The sequence below is a fragment of the Reinekea marinisedimentorum genome (assembly GCF_004341165.1).
Classification (GTDB): Bacteria; Pseudomonadota; Gammaproteobacteria; order Pseudomonadales; family Natronospirillaceae; genus Reinekea; species Reinekea marinisedimentorum.
Genome location: NZ_SLZR01000008.1, coordinates 38,992 through 59,079 on the forward strand (window position 1 = coordinate 38,992; position 20,088 = coordinate 59,079).

Annotated in this window: 12 protein-coding genes; 9 read left to right on the plus strand and 3 right to left on the minus strand. The window is 53.1% G+C overall.

The genetic code is table 11. The features are described 5' to 3' along the window. The first annotated feature begins 21 nt into the window (after nt 1–21). Nucleotides 22–1,593, plus strand: a complete 1,572-nt coding sequence (locus tag BCF53_RS10295) for a GAF domain-containing sensor histidine kinase (RefSeq protein WP_132701657.1) — start codon at nt 22–24, stop codon at nt 1,591–1,593. Then, a complete protein-coding gene (locus tag BCF53_RS10300; protein ID WP_132701658.1) occupies nt 1,586–2,773 on the plus strand; it encodes a sensor histidine kinase in 1,188 nt (395 codons plus the stop codon). The genes BCF53_RS10295 and BCF53_RS10300 overlap by 8 nt, the downstream gene beginning before the upstream one ends. Here the strand turns inward: BCF53_RS10300 and BCF53_RS10305 are convergent, their stop codons facing one another. After that, nucleotides 2,774–5,692, minus strand: a complete 2,919-nt coding sequence (locus tag BCF53_RS10305; RefSeq protein WP_132701659.1) for an insulinase family protein — start codon at nt 5,690–5,692, stop codon at nt 2,774–2,776. A 159-nt stretch (nt 5,693–5,851) separates the two neighbouring features. Here BCF53_RS10305 and trxA point away from each other — a divergent pair, with 159 nt between their 5' ends. Then, nucleotides 5,852–6,718 (plus strand): thioredoxin, encoded by an 867-nt coding sequence (gene trxA / locus BCF53_RS10310; RefSeq protein WP_243645812.1) that lies wholly within the window; start codon nt 5,852–5,854, stop codon nt 6,716–6,718. 215 nt (nt 6,719–6,933) lie between these two features. Beyond that, nucleotides 6,934–8,607: a methyl-accepting chemotaxis protein gene (locus BCF53_RS10315; protein WP_207902704.1), complete on the plus strand. Its 1,674-nt coding sequence runs from the start codon at nt 6,934–6,936 to the stop codon at nt 8,605–8,607. 61 nt (nt 8,608–8,668) lie between these two features. Here BCF53_RS10315 and uvrA read toward each other — a convergent pair whose 3' ends face one another. Continuing rightward, the gene (gene uvrA, locus BCF53_RS10320) at nt 8,669–11,497 is read right to left on the minus strand and encodes an excinuclease ABC subunit UvrA (protein ID WP_132701660.1); all 2,829 of its coding nucleotides are present in this window, start codon (nt 11,495–11,497) and stop codon (nt 8,669–8,671) included. 247 nt (nt 11,498–11,744) lie between these two features. Between uvrA and BCF53_RS10325 the strand changes: the two genes are divergently transcribed. The 3 genes from BCF53_RS10325 to BCF53_RS10335 all read left to right on the plus strand — a co-directional run bounded on the left by BCF53_RS10325 (nt 11,745) and on the right by BCF53_RS10335 (nt 14,042). Beyond that, nucleotides 11,745–12,929 carry an MFS transporter gene (locus BCF53_RS10325; protein ID WP_165901880.1) on the plus strand — a complete coding sequence of 395 codons (1,185 nt, stop codon included), beginning with the start codon at nt 11,745–11,747 and terminating at the stop codon, nt 12,927–12,929. 93 nt (nt 12,930–13,022) lie between these two features. After that, nucleotides 13,023–13,586, plus strand: coding sequence for a single-stranded DNA-binding protein (locus tag BCF53_RS10330; protein ID WP_132701662.1), 564 nt, complete (start codon nt 13,023–13,025; stop codon nt 13,584–13,586). Nucleotides 13,587–13,787: 201 nt separating this feature from the next. Next, on the plus strand, nt 13,788–14,042 hold the full coding sequence (locus BCF53_RS10335; protein WP_207902705.1) for an acyl-CoA-binding protein: 255 nt from the start codon (nt 13,788–13,790) through the stop codon (nt 14,040–14,042). Between the two features lie 82 nt (nt 14,043–14,124). On the opposite strand, the gene BCF53_RS10340 is transcribed toward BCF53_RS10335, so the two are convergent. Further along, nucleotides 14,125–14,736 carry a LysE family translocator gene (locus BCF53_RS10340; RefSeq protein ID WP_132701663.1) on the minus strand — a complete coding sequence of 204 codons (612 nt, stop codon included), beginning with the start codon at nt 14,734–14,736 and terminating at the stop codon, nt 14,125–14,127. Nucleotides 14,737–14,862: 126 nt separating this feature from the next. Here BCF53_RS10340 and BCF53_RS10345 point away from each other — a divergent pair, with 126 nt between their 5' ends. Together BCF53_RS10345 and BCF53_RS10350 are read left to right on the plus strand one after the other, a co-directional pair. Beyond that, complete coding sequence (locus tag BCF53_RS10345; protein WP_132701664.1) at nt 14,863–15,321, plus strand: Lrp/AsnC family transcriptional regulator; 459 nt, start codon at nt 14,863–14,865, stop codon at nt 15,319–15,321. A gap of 162 nt (nt 15,322–15,483) precedes the next feature. Then, nucleotides 15,484–20,082: a transporter substrate-binding domain-containing protein gene (locus BCF53_RS10350; RefSeq protein WP_165901881.1), complete on the plus strand. Its 4,599-nt coding sequence runs from the start codon at nt 15,484–15,486 to the stop codon at nt 20,080–20,082. Nucleotides 20,083–20,088: the final 6 nt, after the last annotated feature.

Consider the following 20,088-nt stretch of genomic DNA (forward strand, 5'->3'; position numbering starts at 1 on the left):
GTTGTTTTCTTGCACTGCTATTTGACCCTAAATGATGAAACTCAAACAGCTTCTGTTCTTGATGCCCACGGAGAGCCTGGCGCGTTACTGGGTGAAACACTCAGTTTCAGTGACGCCAGTCAGTTGCTTTCTGTTGCTGAAAAAACCGGTTACTTTGTTTTCAAGGGCTTGAGGTTCAGCGTTAAGCCGCTGCTCTCTAAAGCCGGCGCTTCCTGCTATCTGGTTTTTCAGGAATCTGATATCGATTATGAAAAGACCCGCAGCCTGACCCGGGCGCTGGAAGTTCTTCGCAACATCTCTCAGGATCTGGATCAGTGCAAAACCCTCGATGAAATCTACTATTGCTCGGTGAATGGGGTCTTGCATTACCTGGATTTCGACCGGGCGGCAATTTTTCTGTTAAACCCCGATGGGGAATCCATCGTAGGAACCTGGGGTACGGATTGCAATGGTGCCATTCGCGATGAGCACTCCCTGGTGGAGCGGCTGCAGGATTCGCCCTGGTATCAGGGCGCGGTTAATGCAGCCGGCAAGGTGTATGTTCAGCAGAACGCCAGCCTGTTCGAAAATCATGAGGTGGTCGGTCATGGCTGGCACGCTGTTGCTGCCATTCGTTACAGCGAAGACACCGTTGGTTGGCTGGTGGCCGATAACCTAATTCATAGCCGGCATTTTTCGCCCAACGACCAAACCCTGATGCTGCTGTTCAGCCAGACCATCGGTCAGTGGATTGCTCGCTTTAAGGCCGAACAAAACCTGAAAGAGTTGAACGAAAGCCTTGAACAAAAGGTAGAACAAAAAACCTCTGAGCTACAGGATATTATTCACAGCCTGGCCACCACGCGGGAAAATCTGGTCAGTACCGAAAAGGCGCGTACGCTGGCGAACTTTACTGCCGGTATCGCGCATGAGATCAATAATCCGATTGGCTTTATTCGCAGCAACCTGAGCTTTATCGGTAAGGTCAGCGGTAAGGTGGTTGAGTCGGTCAGTCAATTGGATTCTGCGTTGGTCGGTCATTCCATTGAACACTTAAAAGAAGTGGAAGAGGTGATTGAAGAGTCGGTGCAGGGGCTCGACCGGGTGACCCATATCATCAGCCTGTTGCAGCCGTTAAATAATCTTTCCGATGAGCAGCACCAGTCGTTCGATGTGATTCAGTCTATCGATTTTATTATTTTAAGTCTGGAGAAAAACGCCGACTGTATTTCGGTTATGCAGCCGGAAAACCCGATCACCGTTGAATTGCCCATGCAGGTTTTCACACTGGCGCTGGAGAACGTACTCACCAATGCGCTCGAGGCCGTTCAGGATAATCCGGGACCGGCCATCACCGTCAGAGTGATCGAACAGGATGACCATATTGCGGTTGAGGTCACCGATAACGGCATTGGTATTTCTGCAGCCAATTTGAATTCTATTTTTGATCCGTTCTTTACCACCAAAGCGGTTGGCGATGGCGTTGGCCTTGGCCTGTCGCTGAGCGAAAATCTGGTGAAGATGATTAACGGCTCTATCAAAGTTACATCAACTGAAGGAAAGGGAACCTCTATGACGTTGGTATTTCCAAGAGGGATTAAACTGAATGGCTAAATTTGTGGTGGTGAGCTCATCTCTTGGATGCTCAGAAGACAAACTAAACGAAGGCTGGCAGCTTAAAACCGCTGATGACAGTCAGCAGCTGCCAGCACTGGTGGAAGATGCGCAGCTGTGTGTCGTAGACAGCAACAGCGCCGGCAATACTGAATCTAAAAGCAAGATGTTTGCTCTATTGGCTGAAAAAAACATCCACAGCCTGGTGGTTGTTCGTGACCCGGCAGACTATCCGTTGCTTAAGCCCTTTATCTCGGAAAGGCTGGAGGCCTATCCTGCTGAATTGCTTGACCAGCTATACGGCCGGGTTAGCAGTCTCTGCACGGCGTTATCCGCTGAAGAGCAGCTTACCGAGATGCAGAATCAGCTGGTGCGCTCCGAAAAAATGGCCGCGCTCGGGCAACTTGCTGCAGGCGTTGCGCATGAAATTAATAACCCGCTGGGCTTTATTTCTTCCAACATGAACTTGCTGGGCAGGTACTCCTCCATGATCAGAGATGAGATGACGTCTCTGGAAGAGTTTCTTGCCAAGGAAGAAACCGGTATGGCGGTGCTGCAATACAATATCTGGAAGTCTGAATCCAAATTCACTCAGTGCATGGAAGATGTCGACGAGGTTATCGAGGAATCCAAAGATGGCCTAGTGCGTATGCGCGAGATCGTCAGAGACCTGAAGGAATACACCCATATCGGCAACCAGTCGTTTGAAGCAACCGATATAAACAAGCTGTTGAATTCGACCGTCAACCTGTTGCGCAACGAAATAAAGTACAAAGCCAATGTGAATTTCGATCTGGAAGAGGTTGGGGTGATCGATGCCATTCCATCGCAGCTGAGTCAGGTATTTGTGAATATTATTATGAATGCCTGTCAGGCCATCGAAGATTTTGGGGATCTGACCATTGCCACCGAAGCGTCTGGTGACAGCGTTGAAATTTCAATTAAAGATACCGGCACCGGCATCGAAAAAGAACAGCTGGAAAAGGTATTCGAACCCTTCTTTACCACCAAGCCGGTTGGCAAGGGCACCGGTATCGGGCTGGCGATTACCCGTTCTATCGTCGAGCGTCATGCCGGTTCAATTCGGGTGTACAGCATGGTTGGTGAAGGCACCACCTTCGTGGTTCGCTTGCCCATCCATCAACAGCAGACAGATGAAGCAAGCGTAGAGTTCGAATGATCAGTCGGTAATGTTGTTGAAGGCCGGGGTAATCCAGGTGATGTCTTCCGGCCACTCTTTTGGCTCATTCAGCGGGTACAGGCCAACCAGGTTGACCGCGTGTTCGGTGTAGTCGTCCTTCATATCCGTGCTCACCTGATGCATTGAAACCGAACGGGCCAGGTCACCGTTAATTTCATTGTCAAAGAACCGACGGAAGCCATCCAGGCTGATCTTTTCAATTTCATGCGACAGTCTCACCCGGGTATTGAAGTGTTTGTTACCCTCAATAATGTTGTCCCAATAACGGCTGCTCAGCTCGTACAGGTTTTTATCCGGCTGCGTTAGGGTGGTCATCAGCCCCTGTTTGTACTTCAGGAACTGCTGCTCGTTCATGCTGGCCAGTTGATGGGTGTAGCGGCTTAAGAAGCGGTTGGAATAGAGCTGTAAAAGCGCCGCATCGGTATTGGGCGACTGCACATAAAAGATAACGCCCGGCAGGCCATCTAACGCATAGGCGCGCGCCATCACAATATAACCCAGCTGTTCTTCGGTGCGCAGCTCGGCAAAATATGGCGCGTTGATGGTTTCAGCCAGCAGGCTGTACAGGGCTCGTTCGCGCAGACTGCTGTTGTCACCCTGATAAAACTGCAGGAAAGCCGAGTCTGAGTGATCAATGGAAACGGTATCGAGGAATGTCTTCTGTGGCAGCTTAGCCATCGTTCTGCGCTTAGATTCGCTCCCCTGTTGTGGAATCACGGCATCGACACGCTCAGCCAGCTGTGTTGCCTGGGCTTTGGTGAGGTTGCCGTGCAGCAGCATGGTCAGGTAGGCGTTGTCGAACAGCTCGCTGCGAGCAGCAACGAGGTCTTTTACCTCCAGTTTATCAACGGCGGCGATGAGTGCTTCGGTGGTAAAGCTGCTCGATACCAGCCAGTTGTTCAGGGTGCGTATCATCTGATTCAACACCGGGTCTTCCGAGCGGTTTTTCAGTGCGCGCAAATACTCTTCTTTTTCCAGCTGGAAGCGTACCGGGTCGATTTCGTGACTGGTCAGCTCAACAATCAGCGCATCCATGAGCAGGCCGAGCTTTTCCTGATAGCCGTACAGGCGAACCTGCACGCCGTTTTCAGCCAGGCCGATGCCGTAACCGGAGCCGGCAACACCGGCCTGATAGCGAATTTCCTGCAAACCATTGTTGACCAGCGTTAAGTAGAGGTTAACTGCGGCCATATTGGCTGCACTGGCATTGGTGTACTGGCTTTCCAGCAGCAGGTGAATATCGACTTTCGGGGTCTGGAATTCATCATCCTGCTCAAACCAGACGGTTTTGTGATCATCCTGGGTGATGATGTGAGGCGTGTTTTTATACAGCTCGGAGGCCGGCTGTTCCAGCGGCTGAACCGTCAGCTCGGCGGGAATAAAGGGGTTGGCTTCCGGCAGTTTTAACTCGCTGTTCAGCGCTGCATTGCGCCATGCAGCCACACGGTTGCCGGTCAGCGGGCCAGCGCTGTAGCCGGTTCTGTAGTACTGACTGGTCTTGTTGGTTTCGGCTTCCGGGTAGGTGAGGATTACCAAGGCGTTATCCGGCTTGAGCTGGTTGAGCACCGTTTCCACTTCCAGCGGGTTGAAACCGGGCAGACGGTACAGCCCGGAAAGCAGCTTTTGCGGCTCCAGGTATTGCAGGCGCTCGGCCAGGCTTTGAGCCGTGGCATCGGCAGAGACCTTTTCGGCAAACTGGAAGGCAATCTCGTTAATCTGCTGCTGTTCGTCGTAGTACCACTGCTGAACGCCCTGCTGGCGGATGAGCTCAATCTCGCTGAACAGCATTTCGGTAACGGTTTGCCAGTGCTCCATGCCTTCCGGTGTTAATGCGAGGGTAACATTGAAGGTGGTGCTGGAATGGGTCAGGCCTCCATCATCAACGTACAGGCCTTCCAGCCAGCCTTTTTCTTTCAGCACTGAATAGAGTGAGCCGGTGGAGCGCTGACCAATCAGCGAGGCAACATAGCCAGTCGGGTTGGAGGCGAGCATGGGGGTGTCTGCCGTCAGCGGGAAGCGCAGCTGCAGCTGGCGCATTTCACGGCGCGGCTTCACTTCAACCAGCTGTGGCAGTGACGCGGGCTCGAATTGTGGCTGGCTGTAGCTGACGGTGTTGCTTTCGGCATCGCGGATACCGTTGAAGTAGTCTTCGGCCCACTGTTCCAGGGTTTCAATACTTTGAGGGCCATACACCGCCAGAGCCATGTTGGAGGCGACGTAATGCTGCCGGAAGAAGGCCTGCAGTTGCTGCTGCAGGTCGTCTACGTGCAGTGTGTCCAGATTGCCGATGGCCAGGCGCGATGCCGGGTGGTTCTGGCTGGTCAGCTCACGCACTGCATCTTCAATGCGGCGGCCATCGTGCTGCAGAGAAGCCGTGTATTCGGAGTGAACGGCGTTGATTTCGCGCTGGGTAAAGTCGCTGTCGAACAGCGGGGCAATAAAGAACTGCGAGAAACGATCCAGCGCTTCCTGGTACTGGCCGGCATTGATGTTGAAATAGTACAGCGTGTTTTCAGCGCTGGTATAGGCGTTATCACTGCCACCGTTGGTCTGCATGAAGTTGCTGTATTCATCGGCTGCCGGGTATTTTTCGGTACCCAGAAACAGCATGTGCTCCAGAAAGTGAGCCAGCCCGGGTACTTCCGGTGGGTTTGCCCAGGAGCCGGAGAATACGTTCATGGCTGCAGCGGCCTTGTCACTGGCCGGGTCAGACACCAGAATGACCTTGAGACCGTTTTTCAGCGTCAGGCTTTTAAATACGCGGGTTTCGTAATCACTAATTTCGATGTTAGATGGGTTTGTCGCTTGCTGGGGCGCATAGTGCTGCCAGTAAAGCACGCCGGCAACAATCAGAATGACGAAACCTGTGAAAACGGCAATGGCTTTGCCATGCTTCATACTAAACTCCGGTAATACAGTGAATTATGAACGGCTAGTTTACTGGTGGTGGTAGCGCTGCACCAGTCAGGGGTAGGGATTTGTCGAACTGCCCCCATATGGTTTACCAAATACATTCAAGCAAACGGCACGCTGGCGCCGGATAAAGACGAGGTTGCAATGGAAAGTTTGGCTGTAAACGTTATTGATGTTACTGAACAGAATTTTCAGCAGGTACTGCTGGAGGAATCGACGCGGCGGTTAGTACTGGTCGATTTCTGGGCTGAATGGTGCTCACACTGCAAGGTGCTGACGCCACTATTGGAAAAGCTGGCCGAGGAATACAACGGCCAGATCCTGCTGGCCAAGGTGAATGCCGATGAGCAGCAGGCGATTACCGCTCAGTTTGGTATTCGCAGCTTGCCCACCGTTGCCATCATGAAAGACGGTCAACCGATTGATGGCTTTGCCGGCGCAGAGCCGGAAAGCGCAATCCGCGAGCGTCTGAATGCGCACCTGCCGGCCCCTTGGGAAGCTGCGGTTAAAGATGCCATGGCGCTGATGGCGGAAGGCCGTCCCGATGAAGCTCTGTCGCTGCTGCGTGAAGCCTATGTGCTGAGCAATGAAGAATTTGCCATTGGTTTGCTCATGGCGGAATGCTACCTGGATTTGAAGCGGGCCAACGAGGCGGCGACGATTCTGGATGCGGCAACCATGGAGCAACAGCTGGAGCCGAAATACAAAGAGTTGTTTGCCCGCCTGGAGTTGATGCAGGAGGCGGCGGATACGCCGGCAATTTTAGAGTTGCAGCAAAAGCTGGAGCAGGACCCTGACAACCTGGAATTAAAAACCGAACTGGCGGTACAGTTCAGTCAGGCAGAGCGGGTTGAGGAATCGCTGCAAAGCATCTTTGAAGTACTGCAGAAAGACAAAAACTTTCAGGACGGTGGTGCGCGCAAAACCATGCTGGATATCTTAAATTCATTGCCGAAAGGTGACCCGTTGGCGGTTAAATATCAGCGTAAACTGTTTACGATTCTGCATTGATCTTTATTGTGCGGTTCATTTTGGTTTGCTTAAAAATATTCAAAATGAATCGCATAAATTAGCCGCTCTTTTTACTATTGAACTTTTCCGCTTTTAAGCTGCTTTAAATCATTTATTCTCATTTTTGCCGCTAAATAATCCTGCATTCCGGCCGCTCTAAACTACAGTTACAAAGCTAAAAAAATACAAAAGCTCGTTGTTTGGAGGTACCCCCCTTGAAGCTGAAAAGTCGCGGCAAATTACTACTAATTTCGATCGTCCCACTCATATTGATTACCACGCTGGTCAGCGCAGTTTTTTACTGGAATGGCATCAGCAATCTGACAAAGCAGGCGGAGTTTTACCGCAACGATCTGCTTGAAGCCCGTAAAGCTGAGTTGCAGGCGCATCTGCGTATGGGCAGAACGGCCATTAAGGCTCTGTACGAATCTGATGTTGCCGGAGAAAACAAAGAGCAGGCCAAAGTGATTCTGAAAAACATGCGCTTTGCCGATGATGGTTACTTCTTCGCGTACGACTCTTCCGGTGTGAATACGCTGCACGCCATTAAACCGGAGCTGGAAGGCCAAAACCTGTATAACCTGAAAGATGACAACGGTGTGGCAGTGATTGCGGGCGTTATTAATCAGGCTAAATCCGGCGACGGCTTTTTAAACTTCGCCTGGCATAAGCCTTCCATTAATGCTGTAGCGCCTAAGCTGGGCTATTCCGAATATCTCTCCAAGTGGGATTGGTCCCTCGGCACTGGCATCTACATTGACGATGTTGACGAAGCGGTGACGGCCTATGTCGGGCAGCGCAGAAGTGACATCACCAAAGATGTCTGGTTCGCCGTTTCGATAACGCTCATTGGTTTGGCGGTAACCGTTGTTATTGTGGTGTTCTTTGTTGCCCGGTTTATTGCGCCGCTGCGCAACATGGTGGATAAGCTGACCGAGATCTCTCAGGGTGACGGCGACTTAACCAACCGTCTGGAAGCATCCGGTCATGATGAAATTGCTGAGCTTGGAAAGTCATTCAACAGCTTTATGGATAAGTTGCAGTCGATGATGAAAGAGGTGAAAGAAAATTCAGCGACGGTTTTGAATGCTTCGCAGCGACTCGACAGGCAAACCTCTCAGGCCAACAGCACCATGCAAAACCACAGCGCAGAGAACGAAAAGGTTGTTTCTGCGGTAACTGAAATGGCCGCCACCTCGCGCGAAGTTGCCAATATTACCAGCGCCACATCTGATGCCATTAACGAGGCCTATCAGGAACTCGACGACGCTAAAAAAGGCATGCTGGAAGCAACTGAAAACATCAACAAACTGGTTGAAGAAGTGAACGGCACTGCTGAGGCTATCGGCTTGCTGAACGACCACACCCAAAAGATTACCGGTGTGATTGAAGTGATTGGAGGCATCGCAGAACAGACCAACCTGCTGGCGCTGAATGCGGCGATTGAAGCGGCGCGCGCCGGTGAACAGGGCCGTGGCTTTGCTGTGGTTGCCGACGAAGTGCGCTCACTGGCCAGCCGCACACAAAACAGCACCCATGAGATTAACGATATGCTCATGGCTTTGCAGCAGGGCGTGAAAGCCGCCGTCACATCCATGGCCGAGAGTAAAGGTCGCGGCGAGGCGACGGTGGCAAGTTCCGCGCAGGTGCAGCAGCGACTCGATGGTGTATTGAGTGCGGTGAATACCATGCAGGAGATGGGGTTGCAAACCGCTTCAGCGGCGGAAGAGCAGTGTGCGGTCAGTGAAGAGATCAGCAGCAACCTGATGGCGATTCAGGAGATCGTGCATCAGCTCAGTCATGATATTCATGAATCCGAACAGATCAGCTCATCGCTGGCGGCGTCCGGCTCCAAGGTTCAGGAGTTGGTGGGGAACTTTAAGGTTTAGCGTAGATACAAAACAGAGCATAAAAAACAGCGGCAGCTCGTGAGAGTCTGCCGCTTTTTTTTTACTGTTTTTCCAACAGCGGCTTCAGGTACTTGCCGGTAATTGACGCCTTGTTGGCTGCGAGCTGTTCTGGCGTGCCGGTGGCGACAATCTTGCCGCCTTTGACGCCGCCTTCCGGCCCCAGGTCGACCACCCAGTCGGCTGTTTTCACAACATCCAGATTATGCTCGATGACCACCACCGAGTTGCCGTTATCGCGCAGCCTGTGCAGAACTTCGAGCAGCATTTTAATGTCGTGGAAGTGCAGGCCGGTGGTCGGTTCATCCAGAATGTACAGGGTGCTGCCGGTATCGCGCTTGGAAAGCTCACGGGCGAGCTTGACGCGTTGTGCTTCACCACCGGAAAGGGTTGTCGCACTCTGGCCTAATTTGACATAAGACAGCCCGACGTCGGCCAGTGTTTGCAGTTTTCGCTGTAACGCCGGAATGGCATCGAAGAAGCCCAGGGCATCTTCAATGGTCATATCCAGTACTTCGTGAATGTTTTTGCCTTTGTAGCGAACCTCCAGGGTTTCGCGGTTATAACGCTTGCCGGAACAGACATCGCAGGGCACGTAGATATCGGCCAGGAAGTGCATCTCAACCTTGATCAGGCCATCGCCCTGACAGGCTTCACAGCGCCCGCCCTTGACGTTAAAGCTGAACCGGCCCGGTGCGTAACCGCGTGAGCGAGATTCCTGCGTGCCGGCAAAGAGTTCACGCACGGCGGTAAAGATACCGGTATAGGTGGCCGGGTTAGAGCGTGGGGTTCGTCCGATCGGGCTCTGGTCAATATCGACCACCTTGTCGTAAAACTCGAGCCCTTCAATGGCTTTATGGGGCGCCGCCTTCAGCGTGGTGGCCTTATTCAGGGCGGTGGCCGCCAGCGGGTAAAGCGTGCGGTTGATCAGTGTCGACTTACCCGAGCCAGAAACACCGGTAATGCAGGTAAACAGCCCCACCGGAATGCTCAGGTTGACGTTCTGCAGGTTGTGCCCGGTTGCCCCCTTAACCACCAGTTGTCGTTTCGGGTCGGCCACCGCGCGTTCTGTCGGGACATCAATCTTCAGCTTGCCGCTCAGGTATTTACCGGTGAGCGAGTCCTTACTTTTCATAATCTGCTGCGGAGTGCCACTGGCGATAATCTCGCCGCCATGTACGCCGGCACCGGGGCCGATGTCGAGCACCCAGTCAGCGGTGCGGATGGCGTCTTCATCGTGCTCCACCACCAGTACCGTGTTGCCCATATCGCGCAGGTTGGTCAGGGTTTGCAGCAAGCGGTCGTTATCGCGCTGGTGCAGGCCGATGGACGGTTCATCCAGAATGTACATCACCCCGACCAGGCCGGCGCCAATCTGACTGGCCAGACGGATGCGCTGAGTTTCGCCACCGGAAAGGGTGTCGGCGCTGCGGTCGAGCGTCAGGTAATCAAGGCCGACGTTTTCCAGAAAGCTGAGCCGCTGAATGATCTCGCGCAGAATTTTTTCTGCAATCTGAGCCCTGCTGCCGGTCAGCTGCAGAGAGTGGTAGTAACGTACCGCATCGACGATCGACATGCGGGTGATTTCCGGCAGTGTAACGCCCTCAATGAAGACATTGCGGGCACTTTCTTTCAGGCGACTGCCATGACAGCCGGGGCAATCCTGCTCGGCCAGGTATTTGGACAGCTCTTCGCGAACCGAGTTGCTGTCGGTTTCGCGGTAGCGGCGCTCCATATTGGGCACAACGCCTTCAAAGGTGTGCACGCGGCTGTACACCGCGCCACGGCTGTTAACGTAGTTGAATTCAATCTCGGTGGTGCCACTGCCGTTGAGCACGGCATCCTGAAACTTTTTCGGCAGCTTTTTAAACGGCTTGTCGATATCGACATTGAAGTGCTCCGCCAACGAGGTCAGCTGACTGAAGTAATAAACCGCGCGCCGGTCCCAGCCGGAAATAGCGCCCTCGGCGATGGTCAGGCTGGGGTCGCGGATGACCTTACTGCGGTCAAAGTATTGTTTTAAGCCCAGGCCATCGCATTCTTCACAGGCACCGGCCGGGTTGTTGAACGAAAACATGCGCGGTTCCAGCTCGGCAATGGAATAGCCGCAGACCGGGCAGGCAAATTTATTGGAAAACAGAATGTCTTCGCCATCGCCATCCATCCAGGAAACCTGAGCGATGCCACCGGCCAGCGTTAAGCAGGTTTCGAACGATTCCGCCAGGCGCAGCTGTAAGTCGTCGCGCACCTTGAAGCGGTCGACCACGGCTTCAATGCTGTGCTTTTTGCGTTTGTCGAGTTCCGGCACTTCGTCTAAATCCATCACCGTGCCATCGACCCGTACGCGCACAAAACCCTGGGCGCGCAGCTCGTTGAAGACATGCAGGTGTTCACCCTTACGGTCGCGGATCAGCGGTGCCAGCAGCATTAGCTTGCTGCCTTCCGGCAGTGCCAGCACGGTATCGACCATCTGGCTCACCATTTGGGCTTCCAGCGGCTCGCCGTGTTCCGGGCAGCGGGGCTCGCCAATGCGGGCAAACAACAGGCGCAGGTAGTCGTAGATTTCAGTGGTGGTGCCCACGGTTGAGCGCGGGTTGTGGCTGGTGGTTTTCTGTTCAATGGAGATGGCCGGTGACAGACCTTCAATGTGGTCAACATCGGGCTTTTCCATCATCGATAGGAACTGCCGGGCATAGGTTGAAAGTGATTCAACATAGCGGCGCTGGCCTTCGGCATAGAGCGTATCGAACGCCAGAGACGATTTACCTGAGCCGGAAAGACCGGTGATGACCACCAGTTTATCGCGCGGAATATCGATGGTGATGTCTTTCAGGTTGTGGGTACGGGCACCCTGGACGGAAATTTTGTCCATGAAATCCTCAAACTCGGAAAAAGCAAAGGCTCAAAGAAAGCATAAATTAAAAAGAAGTTCCAGCAGCTCTTAGGCCCAGACTGGGGAACCTGCACCCAGAGCTGCCGGAAAAGCTTTTCAAGTGTGTGGATTAAAAAGCGGGTTAAATCTACTGTATGAATATACAGATTGCAATGCTTTTTAATGATTCGCCGCAACCGGATTCGCTCTGATATTATGGCGGTCTTTTTTACTTGTGATGATACCGATGGCGTTTAATAAACTTGAAACCAGGGCGTTGACGGGCCTAGCGGTGCTTTATGCAAGCCGCATGATGGGCCTGTTTATGGTGTTCCCGATTCTTACGCTCTATGGCTACTCGCTGACGGGCGCAAATGCACAAACGCTGGGTATGGCGCTGGGCATCTATGGCCTGACACAGGCCCTGTTGCAGATCCCGTTTGGTGCGGCATCGGATCGCTTTGGCCGTAAGAAGCTTATCTTTATTGGCCTGCTTATCTTTTTGGCCGGCAGTTTGATGGCTGCGCTGGCGAGCAACGTTTATCAGCTGATCATTGGCCGCGCGCTGCAGGGTGCCGGCGCCATCAGTAGCGTTATTTTGGCGCTGCTGGCGGACTACACGCGTGAATCGCAACGCTCAAAGGCGATGGCGGTGATCGGCGCGGTGATCGGCGGCTCTTTTGTTGTCGCTGTTGTGCTGGGGCCGTTTATTGCCGGCTGGGTTGGGCTGAATGGACTGTTCTGGTTTATCGCCGCGCTGGCGCTGATCGGCCTGCTGGTACTGGCGCTGTTGCCGGAAGTGCCGGAAAACAGCGCCCCGAACGAGCGGCGCATTCGCCGCGACCTGCTGTCTTCGGTGTTTGCTAACCGTGAGGTGATGCTGCTCAGCTTGGGTATCGGCATGCTGCACCTGACCATGACGGCGCTGTTTGTCGCCTTGCCCAATATACTGGTGGCTTATGGTCTGACGGAAAATCAGCTGGGTGCTGTTTATGCGCCAACAATGTTGCTGGGCTTCATCGGTATGATTCCGTTAATGATCAAAGCCGAGCGCGGCCTGCTGCATGTTCGCTATTTGCGTTTGGCTGCCCTGTTAGCGGTTGCGGCGCTGTTGATTATTGGCTTAGTCGCTCATGCCTGGCTGGTCGCCGTGGCACTGATGATCTTCTTTATCGGCTTCAACTTTTCCGAGGCCAGCCTGCCTTCGCTGCTCAGCCGTAAGGTTGGCGTTGAATCGCGCGGTACCGCCATGGGGGTGTTTTCAACCTGCCAGTTCCTTGGTGCCGCTGTGGGTGGTATTGCCGGAGGCTGGTTGTTCAGTACCGGTAGCCTGTGGCCGTTGGTGATGATGGGGGTTGTGGTTCAGATGATTTGGGTGCTGTTGCTTTCTGCGGTTGAGCCACTTGCAGAGCAGGAAGTCACCGCAGCCTGACCAAACGCTATTCAATCGTTGAAATCGGCTTGAAGTTAGCGGTCAACTCATAGATAGTTTGCGGCTAGCAAAAATATTCGAATAGGAAACACTATGGCAAAGGGCACAGTAAACAAGGTCATCATTTTAGGACGTTTGGGTCAGGACCCGGACGTACGCACAACGGCTTCCGGTACTCAGGTGGTTAACCTGAATGTTGCGACAAATGAAATTGGCCGTGCCGATGAGCAAGGGAATCGCACCGATATTACCGAATGGCACCGCATTGTGCTGTTCGGACGCACCGCAGAAGTGGCTGCACAGTACCTGCGCAAAGGCTCTCAGGTGTACGTTGAAGGCCGTCTGCAAACCCGTAAGTGGCAGGACCAGAACGGTCAGGACCGTTACTCAACTGAAATCGTTGGTAACGAGATGCAGTTTATTGGTGGTCGTCAGGAAGGTGGTCAGCAAGGTGGTGGCTTTGGTCAGGCACCGGCACAGGGCTTTGGTCAGCCTCAGGGTTACCAGCAACCGGCTCAGCAGCCACAGCAACCATACAACCCGCCACAACAGGGCGGTGGTTTTGGCGCCCCACAGCAGCCACCAAAAGCACCAAGCCAGCCTGCTCAGCCGGCTCCGGGTGGTTTTGATGATTTTGATGACGACATTCCGTTCTAGCTCTCCCAAGTGGTGCCTGATGACTCAGGCACCACTCTCTGACTTTTTTTACCACCCCCTTTTCACCGCCCCCTTCGTTTCACACTGCTCAGCTCCGCCAAACCCTTACATTCCCCATTCACATTACATCTCTCCTCTGCCTGTTTTCCAGCTACAGTATTGATTGCCGTTCTAAAAATAACTTTAAAGGGAGTGATCAACGTGACCGATTTGACTGCAAAATTTGAACAGGCCGCACTGGATGTAAAGACGATCAGTAAAAAGCCCGGCACCGATGTGCTGTTAAAGCTCTATTCGTTGTACAAGCAGGGCAGTGAAGGCGATGTGCAAGGGAAAAGGCCGGGCATGACCGATTTTAAAGGCCGCGCCAAGTACGATGCCTGGGCGTCGCTTAACGGTGTTTCAAGCGACCAAGCGAAGGCAGAGTACATCGCGCTGGTGGAAGAGCTCATGTGAGCGTTCTCCGGCCTGAAATCAGACGGGTCTGATGAAAGCCTCGCGTTTAAGCGGGGCTTTTTTTTGTGCAACCAGCAACGGCTCAGCCGATCAGCGTGCTGCCTAGCTGAAAGATTGCAAAAGCCATCAACAGTGTGCCGGACAGGTAGTTCACCGCCCGCTGAACCTTTGCGCTGATGCGGTGACGGATAACGGCAACGGTGCCTGAAAGCGTGAGCCACCAGAGCGCCGAACCGGTAAAGATTCCTGTGACCAGAATAGCGCCGACCAGGGCTGAGCCCTGAATACCGGTCATCAGGGTGGCATACACCGCCAGGAAGGAGAATATAGTCAGGGGGTTGGTCAGGGTAAGCAGCACCGTACTGGCAAAGGCCCTGAACAGAGAGGCTTCCTGCGCTTTAAACGCTGTATCGGCGGCGGTGGTTTTGCGCAACAGATCAATCGCCATCCAGCTCAGGAAGATCGCGCCGGCAATCGAGAGCGGCAGCTTAATGCTCACCAGCCAGTGGGTGAGCGCGACCAAACCCAATGCGCCAATGAAGCCAAAAAACGCATCGGCACAAGCAGCGCCTAAGCCCGTCACCAGGCCGGTTTTTAAACCCGATTGCAGCGTGCGCTGCATACAGAGCAGCCCGATAGGGCCGACGGGGGCCGCGATTAGAAAACCGATCGCCATTGCCTTGAAGAACAGCATAGGGTCATTCCTGTTAAATAATTGGGTTAATTATCTAATGGCTTTTGGTCTCTTTGAATGCTATTTATTTTGAATATTGGCTATTTTCTTTAATTAATCAGGTTAATTTCGATAGGGCTTTAATTTATGAAAGTGGATGCAATTTCCTGGAAAATCATTGAGGCACTGCAGGCCGATGGCCGGCAGTCTCTGAAGGCATTGGCTGAAACCGTAGGTCTGTCTTTGCCTGCCGTGTCTGAAAGGGTTAAGCGCCTGGAAGAGGCTGGCGTTATTGAGGGCTACAGTGCGCACATTAATACCGAATCGCTTGGTTATGGCGTTGAAGCGGTGATCGGCATCACGACCTCGCGGGCCGACAAACCCAGGCTGATGGCACTGCTGCAAGCACGAAATGAAGTAACAGAGTGCCTGCATGTCACCGGTGCCGATTCCTACCTGATTCGCGTTGTTACCATTAACCTGAAGCACCTGGAGAGTTTTGTTGGCTATATCAATCATCTGGGTGAAACCAGAACCTCCATCGTGATGTCGCACCCAATCCGGCGCAGGGCGGTGAAACCATTGAATGATGAGTTCCCGGACTAATCTACCCGGTGTTTTTTCAGCGCAGTTGACCAATAGAATTCGGCAGATATTTGCCAATCTTCTATAGTAAGTGAACGGAATCAGAAGCATGAAGAGATTATTCCATCCTGCAGTACTTCAAAGCTGATGCTTATACCTTTGCCAGGAGGCCCGACGAGCATTGTGAAACTACTTTTCAGGTCATTAAAGTACGTACTGTTTATTCTGTTCTGTGCATTTGCAGCGCTGAATGCCTGGGCGGAAGCCGGCATTATTGAGCAACTGATTATCGCCTACCGCATAGACAGTGCTCCGGTTCAGTACCGCGGGGCTTCCGGTGAGCCGGAAGGGGTGTTGATCGACTACTGGCGCGCATGGGCCTTGGAGGCGGGTATTGATCTGTCGTTTGTTGGCGGCACCAATGAACAGACTCAGCAGTGGCTGCAACAGGGCCGGGTCGATCTGATCGCCGGGCTGTTTGCTAATGACCGGCGTTCGGACCTGTTCGATTTTTCAGCCCCGGTTGTGTATGGCCAGTATTTTCTGTTTTTTAACCCGGCGGTTCATACGGTTCGCTCGGCCGAAGAGATAGCCGAACTGCCGGTTGGTGTTGTCGATGCAAGCTATCACCACGACTGGCTGCTGGAAAACTACCCCGCTACCGAGATTCACACTTACAGCGATTATGAGCACCTGTTTGCTGCCTACGGCAACAACGAGGTGACCTCCTTCATCACTCAGGCTTCGTATCTCGGTGAGTACCTGAACGGGAATAACCTAACCCTGTCGCTCGATGTGCTGCCGGAAGCGCTCTATTCGCGGCCTTATCGGGCAGCGGTGAGAAAGGGCAATACGCTGCTTCTGGAATTGCTCAATGACGGCATTGAGAATTTATCCGCCAGAAACAGGGCGGAGATCAGTCCGCAGTGGAATAAATTTATCTGGGCCGGCGTTGAACAGCAAACCAGTGCTGTCGATCTGCAACTGACCGAACAGGAGCAGACATGGCTGGCTGAACACCCTGTGGTTGAGATCGCGGTCGATGGCAACTGGCCGCCTGTCGATTTTACCGACGCTGCTGGCCAGCAAACCGGTATTCTTGGCGACTACCTGAATCTGCTGGAAAAACGCACCGGCATCGATTTTGTGCCAGTGCGTTATGGCAGCTTTAACGAGATGGTCACCAAGGTTCAGCAGGGTGTGAATAAAGTGGGCGCCACCATCGTTAAAACGGAAGAGCGGTCTAAAAACCTCTGGTTCACATCCCCCTACTTTGGCGCGGTTAAGGTACTGGTCAGTAATATTGAAGGTGAGCATTTTACTTCCTTTGACCAGCTGGCCGGCAAAACGCTGGCCATCGAAGACGGCTACTATCTGATCGATGAGCTGCGTGCCGACTACCCGGACGTTATTCTGAAAACCTATCCTGCAACGGCCGATGCGCTCAAGGCATTGTCATTCAGTCAGGTGGATGCCTATGTTGGCAATCAGGCCGTGGTGGCCTGGCTGAGTCAGGATTTACAGCTGTCTAACCTGCTGGTAACCGGAGACCCGGGCATCGATGTTTCGTTGCAGCGTTTTGCGGTATACCGGGACGATGACTGGCAACCGCTGGTATCTGTGATCAATAAAGCCATGGCCTCTATTACCACACAGGAACGGCGGCAGATTTTAAGCCGATGGGTTAATAACGCGGATCAGTTTGCCCGCAGTGCGCCGCTGGTGTTAAGCCCGGCGGAGATGGACTGGCTGAATGAGCACCCGGTTTGGCGTATCGGTGCCGATCCGTCATTGCCACCGCTGGAGTTTCTCGATAAACAGGGTGATCTCTCTGGTCTGTCTGCTGAAGTGCTGAAGTTAATTCAGTCCGATATCGGCGTTGATATTGAAGTCGTCTCTGATCAAAGCCGCGCCGAATCGTTGCGGGCATTGCGCAGTCAGCGGGTGGATATCTTACCGCTGGCCAGCTCGAATACTGTGGATATCGTTGATATGCACTTCACCAAGCCCTACCTGATCAGCCCTTATATGATCATGGTTGAGGATGAAACCAATTACGTTGCCAGTATTAAAGACCTGGAAGGCTTTACTGTCGGTGTCATTCAGGATTACTCCATTCAGTACCTGCTGCAGGAAGACTTTCCCGATTTGAACGTGGTGGCCTTTAAAACGGCAGAGGCGGCGCTGAACAGTTTGAGCCGCAATGAGATCGGCGCCTATATTGGTGAGTTGAATTCTTCCACCTGGAGTTTAAAAGAGCTGGGTATCCGCAACGTTAAAATTGCCGCTCAGACCGATTATGTTTTCGAGAAATCCATTGCGGTCCGGAAAGACTGGTCAGAGCTGGTGCCCATACTAAACCGCGCCATTGATCGCATTAGCGAGGCTCAGCTGGCGCGTATTCAGAGCCAGTGGTTTGCGGTGAAGGTTGAACAGCAGGTTGATACCGCGCGAATTTGGCTGGCGGTGGTGGTCACCTGCCTGATATTGCTGCCTATTCTGATCGTCAGCCTGTACTGGAACAGAAGGCTTACGCAGGCAAAAAGATCGCTGGCAGAGAGTCAGTCCAGCCTTACGGAAGCCAAGCAGGCCGCGGAGCAGGCTAATCAGTTCAAGAGTCAGTTCCTGGCCAATATGTCACACGAAATCCGTACCCCGATGAATGCCATCGTCGGTATGACGCACCTGCTGCAATCGACCGAACTGGACGAACAGCAAAAGGATTACGCCGGCAAGATTACCCGCGCTTCTATCTCGCTGCTGTCGATCATCAACGACATTCTGGATTTCTCCAAGATTGAAGCCGGCAAGCTGGATATAGAAACCGCCGAATTTGAGTTGAATGACCTGGTGCTGAGCTTAACCAATCTGTTTGCGCTGAAGGCGGAAGAAAAGGGCATTGAGGTGCTGTTTGATGTCGACAGCAATATTCCGCAGCGACTGGTGGGTGACGCGCTGCGCATCGAACAGGTGATGATCAACCTGATTCAGAATGCAATTAAATTTACCGAGAAAGGCCAGGTTATTGTGCGTCTCCGCCTGCTGCGTCAGCAGAGTGCGGTCAGTGAGGTTCAGTTTTCGGTGATTGATACCGGCATGGGCATAGAGCCACAGCAATTGCAGCGGCTGTTTCAGCCCTTTACCCAGGCCGACGCCAGCACCACGCGTGTGCACGGTGGTACCGGGCTGGGGCTGAGCATCTGCCGGCAGCTGGTCAGCCTGATGGGCGGTGAGCTGACGGCCTCCAGTATGCTGAATTACGGCAGCACCTTTACCTTCTCTGTTAATTTATCAACAGCGGAAAACCAGCAGACCAAAGCCAATATGCTGGTCGGCGAGGCGCTGAAAGGGATGCGCGTGCTGGTGGTTGATGATAACGACGCGGCCCGTGAAATTAATTCCGAGCTGCTGGTTGCCTTTGGCTTTGAGGTCGATTGTATCGAAAGCGGTTATCAGGCTTTGGAGCTGCTGTCTGAGCAAAACAGTCAGACTCAAAAACCTTACCGGCTGATCCTGATGGATTGGAAAATGCCCGGTATGGACGGTGTCTCGGCAGCGGCAAAGATCAAAGCCATGTCGCTGGCTGTGATGCCTGCCATTATTCTGGTAACCGCCTATGGCCGGGAATACTTCCAGAACCAGCCATCCTCCGGCAGTGTCGATGCCTTTCTGATTAAACCGCTCAACAGCTCGCTGCTGTTTGATTGCATCATGAAGTTATTCCATCAGCAGAATATGGCTCCGGAACAACGCCAGCCAGAACCGGCGATGAAGCTGAAAGGCCGGGTATTACTGGTCGAAGACCACTCCATCAATATGGAGGTTGCAGAAGCCATGCTCACGCAGCTGGGGCTGAAAGTTGCCACTGCCACCAACGGCCAGGAAGCGTTGAAAAAGCTGGCAATGGAGAAATTTGATCTGGTGATGATGGATATCCAGATGCCGGTGATGGATGGTTTTACCGCAACCCAAACACTGCGCAAAATGGAAGAGTTTCAGCAGCTGCCAATTATTGCCATGACCGCCCACGCCATGAAGGAGGACCGGCAGCGTTGTCTGGATGCAGGCATGAATGATCACCTGGCTAAACCGATTGACCCGGCACGACTGCAGGAGGTGCTCAGCCACTGGCTGGAGCGGGCACCGGTGCCATCCCCCGCTGATATGAAGTCGGATAAGCGGCAAAAAGACAGCAAAGCTGTTGATGGCCTGGATGAGGCCTGGGGCGTGGTGCGGGTCGGAAATAACCGGGAACTTTATTCCAGACTGGTTGCAGAGTTCTTTGTAGTGCATCAAAATGACCTGTTTGAGGTCAAGCATGCGCTGGATCAAGGCGAAACCGACACCGCTGAACGTATGGTTCATACCCTCTGTGGTGTTGCCGGAAATATCGGTGCCTTTGCTTTGAGCGACGCAGCTGGTGAGTTGTGCGCCCAAATTAAGCGTGATGCAGATACCCTCAGCAGCCACGGTTGGCGGCAGTTCAGTAAAGAATTTCAGCGTTTATTTGAAGCGTTGGCGACCAGCCAGTACAGCAAGGTGATTGTTCAGAAAGAGGTGGATCGTCTTCAGCCTAAGCCCAGAGTCGAGGGGCAGCCGCCGAAATCTGCAATTGAATCTTTATTGCAGGCGCTTAACAGCGGCAACCCGGATGCCCGCAGCTATGTTGCTGAGCTGGAGGGTTATTTGCCCAGACACCAGTATGAGAAACTGAGTGCAGAGATACAGAAATTCGAGTTTGAAGATGCTGTAAAAACATTGACGGAAAGTGTACGGCAGTAAATGAGA